Consider the following 12,690-nt stretch of genomic DNA (forward strand, 5'->3'; position numbering starts at 1 on the left):
GCGCCCGCACTTCAGCAGAAGAACTACCAGCAGACCAGACTGCCACCTTCCCCTTGCAGGTCACGATACCCTTCACGAAAAGCAATAAGGGTATAAACTCATTTAATTACCCGACCTGTTTGTGGTAAGGCAATGTTCAGTTGCCCAGGTTTATCTGGAAAATGCAGTTATACTGTGTTGGATCAAATAATTGTCGTTTTTTATAAAACATAGTTTTATTTAATATGGACTTTTCTGAGGGTGGCTCTGTACCCCGTTACGCAGCAATATCAAAAAAGATTCTGCAAAAGTGGCAATTCTTCCGACATAATTACTTTCTGGTAACGTTTTATTGATACGTTTGTTAAAAGGACGGCATGTGATCGTTAAGCAATCAGTATCTTCAACCCTTGCCCGTGCATTCCTGTATATTGTTCTGGTTTCGCTGCTGTCCACTGGTCTGGCGCTGGTAACGCTTTCCAGCAGCCTGAGTGATGCACAAGCCGTGAATATTGCCGGTTCACTACGCATGCAAAGTTACCGAATGGGCTATGATCTCCAGGCCAACCCGGCGATGTTGCCTGAGCACCAAAAGAAATATACCGCTTCTCTTAACTCCCCTGTTTTTCACGCGCTGAACCGTTGGTATGTTCCCGCCAATGTGCGCGAACGGTATGCTCAAATCCATGCCGCATGGGGGGAAATGCAGCAACAACTGCAGGCAGGAAACCAAACCTGGTACCAGCAAAATATTGCCAACTATGTTGGTAACATCAACGAATTCGTTTTTGCGCTCCAGCAGTATGCGGAAAAGAAAGTGATGCTGGTGGCGGTATTCGCCGCACTCGGTTTTATGACCATTTTACTGGTTATCTTTTTTACGCTGGAACGCATTCGCCTGCATGTGGTGTCTCCGCTGGAATCTCTGGTTGTTGCCAGTAAAAAAATTCAGGAAGGCGTGTTCCACATTCCACCACTGCATACAGACTTACCAAATGAACTGGGTATGCTGTCGCGCAGCTTTACTGCGATGACGAATGAACTGCACAAGTTTTACCGCTCGCTGGAAGAAAAAGTCTCAGAGAAAACACTAGATTTACAGCAGGCCAACCGTATGCTGGAAGTGTTGTATAACTGCTCTCAGGCAATGAACACCAGTTCGATGGACCCGCTGAGTTTTCGCCACATATTGCAGATAATCCGCCAGCATGAACATGTTGAGTGTATTGAGATGTTGGTAGGGGAAAACTGGTCCATCCGTGAAGGTAGCGAGGTAACAGACGGAAACTGGCAGACCATTCCGGTCACTATGCAGGATACAGTATTTGGCCAGTTACGCTGGCAGGCAGAACCCAATACGCCACCTGCACAGATGATGCAAAGTGTCTCTAATATGTTAGGCCGTGGGTTGTTTTTCAACCAGGCACAAAAACACTATCAGCAACTTTTGTTGATGGAAGAACGGGCCACTATTGCCCGTGAATTGCATGACTCCCTGGCTCAGGTGCTTTCTTACTTACGTATTCAGATGGCTCTGCTTAACCGGAGTATTCCTCAGGAAAACCCGATGGCGCGGCAAATCATTGAGGATTTCTCTAAAGCGCTGAATGATGCCTACCGGCAATTACGTGAACTGCTGTCAACATTCCGCCTGACGCTGCAACAAGCCGATTTGTCTGCAGCCCTGCAGGAAATGATTGAACCTTTACGTGCGCAAACCCCGGCACAAATCCACCTTGACTGCCGAATGCCTACACAGGCCCTGGATGCTCAACAACAAGTCCATTTACTACAACTGGTACGGGAAGCGGTACTCAATGCCATCAAACACGCGAATGCCAGTGAAATATCGGTAAGTTGTATCTCATCTCCCGATGGCGGGCATGCTGTTTATGTTCGTGATAATGGTCGCGGGATCCAAAGCCTTGATGAACCCGCCGGGCATTATGGCTTAAATATTATGCATGAACGGGCGCAACGCCTGGGCGGGAAACTGGCTATCTCACGCCCGGTAACGGGGGGGACGCTGGTAAGCCTGAGTTTTTCAACTGATACCGGCAGCGCAAGCGGTGCAGCAGCATCGTGATTATCATAGGGGGAGTTATGCCACAGACTGATCCATGCCGTATTTTAGTTGTTGATGATCACCCATTAATTCGTAAAGGGGTTCGCCAGCTTATCGAGCTGGAAGATGATCTGGTTATCATTGGCGAAGCAGAAAACGGGCAGCAGACACTGGACCAGGTTGCTGCACTGATGCCGGATTTAGTCATTCTTGATTTGAATATGAGTGGTATGAGCGGGCTGGAAGCTTTACGTATTTTACGCGCTCAACAAACCATTGCTCATGTATTGATTCTTACTATCTCAGATGCACCGGAAGATATGCAGGCAGCCCTGGCTGCAGGCGCCGATGATTACCTGGTAAAAGATAACGACCCGGAATTGTTACTTTCAGCAATTAAAATTGGTGCCACAAGAGGACGTGAGAGACGCCAAAACCAGAAAAAATAAGAATTTGTCACTTTGTGAAAAATCGCACTTTTATCACTTTTTGCTTTTTTGCAGATATGATATTTAATGCCTTTCGGCAAACAATTGTAAAAATGAAACCCTATTTCTAAAAAAATACATACACTCATTTCCTGTTTTCTCCATGTTGTGGCACATGTGCGAAGTTAACATGGTGGGTAACTGATAATAATGAATTGCCTTCTTTGAGGATTCCGCCAACATGGCGAACTTTTTTATTAATCGCCCAATTTTTGCCTGGGTTATCGCCATTCTGTTGTGCCTTACAGGCCTGATGGCAATCATTTCTCTTCCCGTTGAACAATACCCCGATCTGGCTCCCCCCAATGTTCGTATTACTGCGAATTACCCCGGTGCTTCTGCTAAAACCATGGAAAACACCGTCACGCAGATTATTGAGCAGAACTTAACGGGTATCGATAACCTGATGTATATGTCTTCGCAAAGTACCAGTTCTGGTCAGGCGATTATTACACTCAGTTTTCAGGCCGGAACCGATCCAGATGAAGCCGTGCAACAAGTCCAGAACCAGTTGCAAACTGCGATGCGTAAATTGCCCCAGGCAGTCCAGAACCAGGGGGTAACAGTACGTAAAACCGGTGATACCAATATTCTGACCATCGCGTTTGTTTCCACAGATGGCAGTATGGGTAAGCAGGATATTGCCGACTACGTCGCCAGTAATATTCAGGACCCGATAAGCCGTATTGATGGCGTGGGTGATATCGACGCTTATGGTTCCCAATACTCCATGCGCATCTGGCTCAACCCGGTAAAACTCAACAGTTACCAGCTCACTACCGCTGATGTGGTCAGTGCAATCACTTCCCAGAACAGCCAAATTGCAGTCGGGCAATTAGGAGGGTTACCTTCCCTCGACACGCAGGCGCTGAACGCTACGATTAATGCGCAATCGTTGTTACAAACCCCGGAACAGTTCAAAGCAATCACGCTGAAAGTTAACCAGGATGGTTCAATGGTAACGCTCGGTGATGTCGCCAATGTTGAACTGGGGGCTGAAAGTTATAACTACCTGAGCCGTTATAATGGCCAGGCTGCATCTGGCCTGGGAATCAAACTGGCATCCGGCGCCAATGAAATGGAAACCGCGAAACGGGTGCTGGCTAAACTTGATGAGCTGGCTCCTTATTTCCCCCACGGTCTTGAATACCGTGTCGCTTACGAAACGTCATCATTCGTTAAGGCATCCATTACCGATGTTGTGAAAACGCTGGTGGAAGCAGTTTTCCTGGTGTTTTTGGTCATGTACCTGTTCTTGCAAAACTTCAGGGCAACGTTAATCCCCACCATCGCAGTTCCTGTTGTCTTGTTAGGTACCTTTGCTGTGTTGTATACCTTTGGATACAGCATCAACACACTCACGATGTTTGCAATGGTGCTGGCAATTGGGTTATTGGTTGATGATGCCATTGTCGTGGTGGAAAACGTCGAGCGTATTATGGCGGAGGAAGGGCTGTCTCCCAGAGCCGCCACCCGAAAATCGATGAAGCAAATCCAAAGTGCGCTGGTTGGGATAACCATGGTGCTTAGCGCAGTGTTTATTCCCATGGCGTTTTTTGGTGGTACTACTGGCGCAATTTACCGGCAGTTTTCCATTACTATCGTTACGGCCATGGTGTTGTCAGTACTGGTTGCGATGATTCTCACTCCGGCATTGTGTGCAACGCTGCTTAAACCGCTTTCTCAAGGGCATTCCCACGGGCAGAAAGGTTTCTTTGGCTGGTTCAACCGGGCGTTTACCAAAAATACCTTACGCTATGAGCGCGCTGTTGGCAGCATTCTGCAACACAGCCTGCGCTGGATGCTGCTTTATGTGCTGCTGATTGGCGCAATGGCTGTCCTGTTTTTACGGTTACCCACTTCGTTTTTACCCACTGAAGACCGGGGGATGTTCCTGGCTTCAGTACAGCTCCCCAGTGGTTCCACGCAGAACCAGACTCTGAAAGTGGTTGAGAAAATAGAGCACTATTTCCTGCATGAAGAGAAAAAGAACGTAACCTCTGTTTTCGCCACAGTTGGTGCTGGCCCGGGGGGGAATGGGCAAAACGTCGCTCGTTTGTTTATTCGCCTGAAAGACTGGGATGAGCGGGCATCCAAAGCGGATACCGCCTCTGCCATTATTCAGCGTGCGACAAAAGCGCTGTCCCATATTCGTGAAGCTCGTATTTTTGTGAATAACCCTGCCCCAATCAGTGGGCTGGGCAGCGCCGCCGGGTTCGATATGGAGCTTCAAGACCATGCAGGCACCGGCCACGATGCACTGATGCAGGCCAGAGACCAACTTCTTGCCATGGCCGCCAATAACCCGGACCTGGTGCGAGTGCGCCACAACGGGCTTGATGACAGCCCGCAACTGCGCATTGATATTGACCAGCGTAAGGCTCAGGCTCTGGGCGTTTCTGTCGATGACATCAACAGTATTTTGCAAACTGCCTGGGGTTCCAGCTATGTGAATGACTTTATGGATCGCGGGCGCGTGAAAAAAGTTTACGTGCAGGCCGAAGCCCAGTATCGCATGCTACCTGATGACATTAACCAGTGGTATGTCCGCAACAGTAGCGGCGGTATGGTGCCATTTTCCGCTTTTGCCTCTTCCCGCTGGGAAACCGGCTCACCAAGGCTTGAACGCTATAACGGTTATTCCGCAGTGGAGATCCTCGGTGAAGCAGCACCGGGTGTCAGTAACGGGACGGCCATGAATATTATGGAAGACCTGGTGAGAAAACTTCCGGGTAATTTTGGTTTCGAATGGACAGCCTTGTCGTACCAGGAACGCCTGTCTGGTGCTCAGGCACCGGCACTGTATGGCTTATCTTTACTGGTTATCTTCCTGTGCCTGGCAGCACTTTACGAAAGCTGGTCGGTGCCATTCTCTGTCATGCTGGTGGTTCCGCTGGGCGTGATTGGCGCACTGGTTGCCACCTGGTTGCGAGGGCTGGAGAATGATGTTTACTTCCAGGTTGGGCTGTTGACTGTCATAGGGATATCCGCGAAGAACGCCATCCTGATTGTGGAATTTGCCAATGAGCGCAACGCCAACGGAGCAACATTGCTGGACGCTACTCTGGAAGCCTGCCGCCAGCGCCTGCGCCCTATTCTGATGACCTCACTGGCCTTTGTATTTGGGGTATTACCAATGGCAATCAGTTCTGGCGCGGGTTCTGCCAGCCAGCACGCTGTTGGCACCGGGGTGATGGGCGGGATGATTTCAGCCACCATTCTGGCTGTGTTCTTTGTTCCGCTGTTCTTTACGCTTATCCGGCGCCGCTTCCCACTGCCGCCACCTTATGAAGACTGACAGATAACCATTGAAGTAAAAACAGAGCAACAAAAAGGCGACATTCAAGTCGCCTTTTTCATTTGATCGTTTGTTCGCTATAGCAGCGATGGACGATCACCACACTGCTTCTTCTTTAAAAACAGAAAGATTATTTACGCAACATGCCTGCGATAAAATCTTTCCAGTTCCCCAGTTCACGTTCAATCATAACAACCTCTCTTATAATTGACTTAATAATACAAAAAATTAACAATGATGTGAAGAAAATTTATCCAATTGCTGTGATAAGATTTTTCTCTGTTCGCCGGTGATTACCTTTGCGTCTTGCTAATAATATCGGCTTCTGATGAAAAACTTTATGTGACGCACCGCAATAATTGCGGTATGAAATGAAAAAAAAGGTGATCCAGATATGATTATTTTGACAGATAAAAATGATGCCAAAATTAATTGGCAAGAAGTGGCAGACCTTATTGAATCGGGAGGGTTAAATAAACGTAACCCTTCAGAGGTACAGCAGGCATTTATGCACAGCACCTTTACCTGGTTTGGTTTTGAAGCAGATAAACTGGTCGCGACCGCCCGTGCAATCAGTGACTTAACCTGGGCGAGTTATTTAGCTGATGTCGTTGTTTCCCCAGGTTTTCAGGGTACCGGATTAGGGAAGCAATTGATGCTGACGATTAAAGAAACCTTGTTTCCCTACGGCAAAACTTTCATTTATGCGGTGCCGGATAAAATTCCTTTTTATGAAAAGCACGGCTTTTGCGTATTGTTAACTGGAATGGTATGCGATAAGAGTGAAAATTTATTCAGTCTGCGGAAGAATGGTTATATTCGGTAAATAGTTTGTCATGCTATTTGAATAACATGGTTAATTATTTTGATGGTGATGACAACAGAAAGTATTTCCGCATAATTCATCATTGCCATTATCAGCCAATAACATGGGAAAGCATATAATAACAATATATAAAAAGTGGTTATTGGTTTGCACTGGCACAAGGTAAGCCTGCTGCTCATGGTAATGGCTAACAGGTTGCTTTCACAGGAAACTGGCGCCGCGATTACCCTGCTGTGGCGGCGAACACAATGGCGGTTATTTAACCAACTTGTCGTTCAGCTATGGATCTGCCGCGGTGTGTACGGCATTATCAGCGGTTAGGTTTTTACCTGCGGGATAAAACAAAGCAGAAACATCAAATATAACAGGTGATACAGATTCATGGTAACCCCGGCAAACACGACAGCATTAATACTTTACGGCATTAAAAATTGCGACACGATTAAAAAAGCACGCCGCTGGCTGGACACACATCAGGTCGCTTATCAGTTTCATGATTACCGTGCAGATGGTCTGGACGACGCGCTACTGGATAGCTTCATAGCAGAACTGGGGTGGGAAGCGCTGCTGAATACCCGGGGCACAACCTGGCGTAAACTGGATGAAGCGCACCGGGCGTCAATTACATCTGCGGAAACAGCGAAACAATTGATGAAAGAAATGCCTGCCATCATTAAACGCCCATTGCTCTGCGCCCCCGGTAAGCCTATGCTGCTGGGCTTTAGTGAAGAAAAATATCAGCAGTTTGTGAGTGAGGTGTAGTGTATGTCCTGCCCGGTTATTGAACTGACTCAGCAACTTATTCGTCGCCCTTCCCTGAGCCCGGATGATGCCGGTTGCCAGGCGCTACTGACGGAAAGGTTGCGGGCAATTGGTTTTACAGTTGAGCCTATGAATTTTGGCGATACCGAGAATTTTTGGGCCTGGCGTGGCGAAGGTGAAACGCTGGCTTTTGCAGGGCACACCGATGTAGTGCCAGCAGGCGATTATGACCGCTGGATTAACCCACCGTTCGAACCAACCATTCGTGATGGCATGCTGTTTGGCCGCGGTGCGGCAGATATGAAAGGCTCACTGGCGGCAATGGTTGTTGCGGCTGAACGTTTTGTCGCCCAGCACCCCAATCATAAGGGCCGCCTGGCATTTATGATTACATCTGATGAAGAAGCCAGTGCCACAAATGGCACAGTGAAAGTTGTTGAGGCACTAATGGCGCGTAATGAGCGCCTGGATTACTGCCTGGTCGGTGAACCCTCAAGTAGCGAAGTGGTTGGTGACGTCGTTAAAAATGGCCGCCGTGGTTCCCTGACCTGTAACCTGACAATCCATGGCGTTCAGGGCCATGTTGCCTATCCGCATCTTGCGGACAACCCGGTACACCGAGCTGCGCCCATGCTCAATGAGCTGGTGAACATTCGCTGGGATGAAGGTAATGCGTTTTTTCCGCCCACCAGTATGCAGATTGCCAATATTCAGGCTGGTACAGGCAGTAACAACGTTATTCCGGGCGATTTGTTCGTGCAGTTCAACTTCCGTTTCAGCACTGAACTGACAGATGAAGACATCAGGCAACAAGTAACAGCACTGCTGGATAAACACCAGTTGCGCTACACCACGGATTGGTGGCTGTCCGGGCAACCGTTCCTTACCTCACGCGGTAAACTGGTGGATGCAGTAGTTAATGCAGTTGAACACTATAATGAAATTAAACCGCAATTGCTGACCAATGGCGGTACATCTGACGGGCGTTTTATTGCACGTATGGGTGCCCAGGTTGTTGAACTGGGGCCGGTCAACGCGACCATTCATAAAATTAATGAATGTGTAAAAGCTTCAGACCTGCAGCTTCTTGCCCGCATGTATCAACGCATTATGGAACACCTGGTTGCCTGACCGCGCCAGCACTGAAAGAGGAACAAGCAATGGAATGGTTATCAAAATACTGGTGGATACTGGTACTGGTATTTTTACTTGGAGTGTTCATCAACGTTATCAAAGATTTGATGCGTGTTGATCACAAAAAATTCCTCGCCAATAAGCCTGATTTGCCACCACATCGTGATTGCAATGACAAGTGGGACGATGACGATAACTGGCCGGGTAAAAAAAGCAAATAACGTTATCAGCCCCTGTTCCGGCAGGGGCTGATGTTTTTTGCAGGCAACAATTTTGTGTCAACGCAACCCAATAACATCACTTTTACCGGGCGAAACGCTTAACGCATCGTCAAAGTAGCGGCGTGGGATGGTATAACGCAAATGATCCAGCGCGAACTTCATACTGCGTTCATCAATAGCGTGCCCAAGGTCATCAACAATATCCAGCGTCACATCGCCACCAGCATGCAGCAATGCGACATAGCCTTGCTGTGCGGTACGGACTTCAACCACATCATCATATTCCCCATGAATAAGGTGGATGGTAGCCTGCGTCGTTGCATGTTCAGGAAGTGAAGCGAAGCGCCCACTGAAACTGATAACCCGGCTGGCAAGCCCCGGGCTCGCCTTAATAGCTTCCAGTGCTATGGTTGCGCCCTGGGAAAAACCAATCAGGGCTGTTGCTCCCGCATCCACACCACTTTCACGTTGCCAGTATTTCACTTCGTCAACCACACCAGGCATCACTGCATCAATCTTGCCCTGTAGTTCCTGTTCATCGGGTTCATTTGGCTCACCCGTTGGTACGAACCATGCTCTGCCTGGCGCAGGGCCACTGGCTAACGGACCGGCAAGGCTGACGACCAGGGCATCCGGAAAGACAGGAGCGAACCAGCGGCCAATTTCCGCCATAGAGACCGGGTTATCGCCCGCCGTGTGAAACAACAGCAACAGTTGCTTTGCCGGTAACGCGGGGCTTTGTACAACGACATGTTGGTGTCTCATCAGGTCCTCCTTCGTCAATATGCTGAGTTTACGCCACTCTCAGACGATAACCATGGCTCTCTCTTGAAGGACTTAGTCGAAAAATTGCAATTGCGCCAGCCAGGCTTTCAGAGTGTGGGCCTGGTTTTCGTCATGCCAGACGAGTATTTGCCCGGCCTCCAGCCGCTGCCGGGACAGCAAAGCTTTGCGCCCGGCCAACCCCAGGTTACCGCACAGCACAGCAGTTGGCTGGCGCGACTGCAACTCACCTCGCAAAGCGGGCAATTCTAACGGGCAGATAGCAAGCACCCGCACCAGGCTCGCAAGGCAGGACATTAACGGCCGGTATCCCCAGGCAAAGCCAGCAAGCTCGCGCCAGTCACCAGGTAACAGGTTGCGACCGGTATCCGGCTCACCGGGTAGCGGAAATGGCAGCCAGGGCTGCAAACAGGATAAATTGCGCGACAAGTGCCGGGCTTCATTTGCGGCCAGTGCTTCTCCTTCCTGCGTGAGCGGCAAAAGCGCCATTGCCGTATAACACCCACTACTGGCTTCAAGACTGGTTCCCATCCGCACCAGCCGGAAACCACAACGTTCCCAAAAGCGCCACAACGCCTGGGTATACCCAAAGCTGACAGACAGGTAATCACAACCGGCAGGTGCCTGGCGTTTTACTTCAGCAATCAATGCCTGCCCTACACCTTTACGCTGAGCACCGGGATAAACAGCGATACGAGATACCCGCCAGCCCGTTAACATTGCAGCCCGGGGAGAGCCACCATGTGCCGCCAGAGACTGCGCGACCAGGTTCCCGCGTGGGCGGCGGAATCCGGCCCATACCGCTTCACTTAGTTTTTGAGTTAACCCCCCTTCTGTAACCAGCCAGGCTGCTGCAATGGGTTTACCACCAATTTTTGCGGCAACCACGTGCTGGCCCGGTGCATCCAGTAACCGGCGTAAATCGAGGGGGGAAGTGCGGTAATGCGCACTGGACAATAACCGGTATACATCTGTCAGCTCGCCGGGTAAAACAGTGCCAAAAGCTGGCGCAGGAAGCATCTCGCCAGAAACTGGCGTTGTACCTGTGCCCGATTCATCAAACAGCAACAGGCTGGAGACAAACAGCTCCAGGGGGCAATCAGGAGCCCAGCGTACCGGCGTGTTCAGCACATAGCGGCGAGATACCGGCAACTGGCTACAGAGTTTGAGGATAAAGCCCTGCCCGGTTCCTTCGTACCCCTGAACCGTACTGATTAGTAATACCCGTGAAAAACCGTCAATCATGGCGGCCAGTTGAGGCAAGGGAATGGCTGCGGCTTCATCCACCACCAGCCAGTCGGCATGCGGAGTTTTACCAGAATGCATTTGTTCCAGTAAGGCATCCGGGGCAATAAACGCCAGTGGTTTATGAGCGTGCTCAGCCATAACATCCGTTGCCACCCGCGCCGGGGCAGTAACTAACACCGTGCCATTCCAGGCACGAATCAGCATACCGGCAAGTGCCGATTTTCCCCGCCCCCGCCCGGCGGTCACAACAGCGATACCTGATGCCATCGCCAGTAATTCATCACGAATAGCCGCCTGCTCTTGCAGAGGCTCACCCTGTACAGGGTGCCAGCAGGCCTGCGGGAACTGAGCCGGGAACGCAGGAGCCTTCCCCTGCTGCCACACCAGCATCTCTGCCGACTGGCTTTGCAGCGCAGCAAGAAAACGGGCAACAAACTGTGGCGAAGCGGTGGGCTGCTGTTGGTCGTTCCAGCGCAGGCTGTCACAGTCAGGCCGGTTTGGCCAATCAGCAAAAGGTGGGGTCATCATGACCAGCCAACTGCCTGCACGCAAAGTACCGGCAAGAATAGCGAAGGCTTCGGCATCGAAACCCAAACGGGCGTCAAAGACCGCATGGTGAAATTCCCGCCCTAATAACGCCCGGGCATTACGGGGGGTACAGGCCTGCGCCTGATTAGCTTTATCACTCACCCATAGCCAGTCACCCGGAAGGCAATGTTGCAGGTGAGCCGCCTGGCTTTCACTCCAGGCATTATCTCCTGCCAGCAACAGTAAACGGCGCTGGCCAGCACGCGCCATATGTTGTGTCAAAGCCAGCCAGTTATCTGTGGGAAAAAGATGTGCCACGAGCGATTATATCCGGGTGTTGCCGAATGTATTACATGTCGCGGGGTCACCACTTTTAAAACCGCGGTTAAACCAGGTATAACGCTGCTCAGAAGTACCATGAGTGAAGCTGTCAGGAATTACTCGCCCCTGGCTTTGCTGCTGCAGGCGATCATCACCAATAGCTTCGGCTGCGTTCAGCGCTTCCTGGAGGTCTCCGGCTTCCAGAACACCTTCTTTTTGCATCGCATGGCCCCAAACGCCTGCAAAGCAGTCTGCCTGCAACTCCATTTTCACCGACAGGCGGTTTGCCTCAACTTTTGTGGCGTGCTGCTGCAACTGGCGCACTTTAGCTTCCACACCCAGTAGTTTCTGCACATGGTGGCCTACTTCATGAGCAATAACATACCCCTGAGCAAAATCCCCTCCGGCACCCAGTTTATGTTTCATATCGTCATAAAACGAGAGATCGATATAAACAGTGGTATCTGCCGGGCAGTAAAACGGCCCCATAACTGACTGCCCGGTCCCACAACCAGTGTGTGTGGCCCCCCGGTACATCACCAGGCGCGGCGGTTGCCAGTTTTTACCCATTTGTTTGAACAGGCCTTGCCATGTATCTTCTGTGGTAGCCAGAATAACCGAAGTAAATTTTGCGGCTTCATCCTGTTTGGCACTGGGGCGTGTTGTTTGCTGTTGAGCCGGTTGATACACCGGTTCACCGGTTATCAATGCAGTAAGATCGACACCGTAATACCCTGCAACACCGACCAGTACCAAAATAACCAGGCCGCTTTTCCCCCGGGGCAAACGCATGCCCCTGCGCTGATATGCAGAACTGCGTTGTTGATTACGCCTGTCTTCTACGTTATCGCTCTCGCGACGCCCTTGCCAACGCATAACATCTCCTTTTGGTGCGTGTGAGATAACAAGATCCTGGATTATTTGGCCGGTGATTACCACTGAAAATAGACCAGGAAAAGGAAATGAACGGAGGGAAGAGCGCGGCAGGCAAAGCAGGCCAGTACAAAACGGTGTACCAGCCTGCAACGGAAACGATT

The 12,690-nt window shown here is 50.3% G+C and carries 11 protein-coding genes; 7 read left to right on the forward strand and 4 right to left on the reverse strand.

Annotation, left to right across the window (positions count from 1 at the left end; all coding sequences use genetic code 11):
• Nucleotides 1-358 precede the first annotated feature (358 nt).
• The 3 genes from narQ (at nucleotide 359) to acrD (ending at nucleotide 5,830) form a co-directional block, all read left to right on the forward strand.
• On the forward strand, nucleotides 359-2,065 hold the full coding sequence (narQ, locus tag DT73_RS23895) for a nitrate/nitrite two-component system sensor histidine kinase NarQ (protein WP_036116273.1): 1,707 nt from the start codon (nucleotides 359-361) through the stop codon (nucleotides 2,063-2,065).
• Between the two features lie 17 nt (nucleotides 2,066-2,082).
• Nucleotides 2,083-2,493: a response regulator gene (locus tag DT73_RS23900; protein ID WP_051691529.1), complete on the forward strand. Its 411-nt coding sequence runs from the start codon at nucleotides 2,083-2,085 to the stop codon at nucleotides 2,491-2,493.
• Between the two features lie 220 nt (nucleotides 2,494-2,713).
• A complete protein-coding gene (gene acrD / locus DT73_RS23905; RefSeq protein WP_036116274.1) occupies nucleotides 2,714-5,830 on the forward strand; it encodes a multidrug efflux RND transporter permease AcrD in 3,117 nt (1,038 codons plus the stop codon).
• Nucleotides 5,831-5,960: 130 nt separating this feature from the next.
• Here the strand turns inward: acrD and ypfM are convergent, their stop codons facing one another.
• Complete coding sequence (gene ypfM, locus DT73_RS26345; protein WP_110025756.1) at nucleotides 5,961-6,020, reverse strand: protein YpfM; 60 nt, start codon at nucleotides 6,018-6,020, stop codon at nucleotides 5,961-5,963.
• Nucleotides 6,021-6,224: 204 nt separating this feature from the next.
• Between ypfM and DT73_RS23910 the strand changes: the two genes are divergently transcribed.
• The 4 genes from DT73_RS23910 (at nucleotide 6,225) to DT73_RS23930 (ending at nucleotide 8,773) form a co-directional block, all read left to right on the forward strand.
• Nucleotides 6,225-6,656: a GNAT family N-acetyltransferase gene (locus DT73_RS23910; RefSeq protein WP_036116275.1), complete on the forward strand. Its 432-nt coding sequence runs from the start codon at nucleotides 6,225-6,227 to the stop codon at nucleotides 6,654-6,656.
• Between the two features lie 381 nt (nucleotides 6,657-7,037).
• Nucleotides 7,038-7,418, forward strand: a complete 381-nt coding sequence (locus tag DT73_RS23920) for an ArsC family reductase (RefSeq protein WP_036116278.1) — start codon at nucleotides 7,038-7,040, stop codon at nucleotides 7,416-7,418.
• Nucleotides 7,419-7,421: 3 nt separating this feature from the next.
• Entirely contained in the window at nucleotides 7,422-8,549 is a 1,128-nt protein-coding gene (gene dapE / locus DT73_RS23925) for a succinyl-diaminopimelate desuccinylase (RefSeq protein WP_036116280.1), read from the forward strand.
• 29 nt (nucleotides 8,550-8,578) lie between these two features.
• Complete coding sequence (locus DT73_RS23930) at nucleotides 8,579-8,773, forward strand: YpfN family protein (protein WP_036116284.1); 195 nt, start codon at nucleotides 8,579-8,581, stop codon at nucleotides 8,771-8,773.
• Nucleotides 8,774-8,830: 57 nt separating this feature from the next.
• Here the strand turns inward: DT73_RS23930 and ypfH are convergent, their stop codons facing one another.
• From ypfH to DT73_RS23945, 3 genes are all read right to left on the reverse strand, one after another.
• On the reverse strand, nucleotides 8,831-9,538 hold the full coding sequence (gene ypfH / locus DT73_RS23935; RefSeq protein WP_036116290.1) for an esterase: 708 nt from the start codon (nucleotides 9,536-9,538) through the stop codon (nucleotides 8,831-8,833).
• 72 nt (nucleotides 9,539-9,610) lie between these two features.
• Nucleotides 9,611-11,602 (reverse strand): tRNA(Met) cytidine acetyltransferase TmcA, encoded by a 1,992-nt coding sequence (locus tag DT73_RS23940; protein WP_036116467.1) that lies wholly within the window; start codon nucleotides 11,600-11,602, stop codon nucleotides 9,611-9,613.
• Between the two features lie 54 nt (nucleotides 11,603-11,656).
• Nucleotides 11,657-12,529 (reverse strand): neutral zinc metallopeptidase, encoded by an 873-nt coding sequence (locus tag DT73_RS23945; protein WP_036116293.1) that lies wholly within the window; start codon nucleotides 12,527-12,529, stop codon nucleotides 11,657-11,659.
• Nucleotides 12,530-12,690: the final 161 nt, after the last annotated feature.

Source organism: Mangrovibacter sp. MFB070 (genome assembly GCF_000705335.1).
GTDB classification, from domain to species: Bacteria; Pseudomonadota; Gammaproteobacteria; order Enterobacterales; family Enterobacteriaceae; genus Mangrovibacter; species Mangrovibacter plantisponsor.

Bases quoted from the DNA above. Each gene is read 5' to 3' on its own strand.
- DT73_RS23900 (WP_051691529.1), top strand. From the start codon at position 2,083: ATGCCACAGACTGATCCATGCCGTATTTTAGTTGTTGATGATCACCCA.
- acrD (WP_036116274.1), top strand. From the start codon at position 2,714: ATGGCGAACTTTTTTATTAATCGCCCAATTTTTGCCTGGGTTATCGCC.
- DT73_RS23910 (WP_036116275.1), top strand. From the start codon at position 6,225: ATGATTATTTTGACAGATAAAAATGATGCCAAAATTAATTGGCAAGAA.
- DT73_RS23920 (WP_036116278.1), top strand. From the start codon at position 7,038: ATGGTAACCCCGGCAAACACGACAGCATTAATACTTTACGGCATTAAA.
- dapE (WP_036116280.1), top strand. From the start codon at position 7,422: ATGTCCTGCCCGGTTATTGAACTGACTCAGCAACTTATTCGTCGCCCT.
- DT73_RS23930 (WP_036116284.1), top strand. From the start codon at position 8,579: ATGGAATGGTTATCAAAATACTGGTGGATACTGGTACTGGTATTTTTA.
- ypfH (WP_036116290.1), bottom strand. From the start codon at position 9,538: ATGAGACACCAACATGTCGTTGTACAAAGCCCCGCGTTACCGGCAAAG.
- DT73_RS23940 (WP_036116467.1), bottom strand. From the start codon at position 11,602: ATGGCGCGTGCTGGCCAGCGCCGTTTACTGTTGCTGGCAGGAGATAAT.
- DT73_RS23945 (WP_036116293.1), bottom strand. From the start codon at position 12,529: ATGCGTTGGCAAGGGCGTCGCGAGAGCGATAACGTAGAAGACAGGCGT.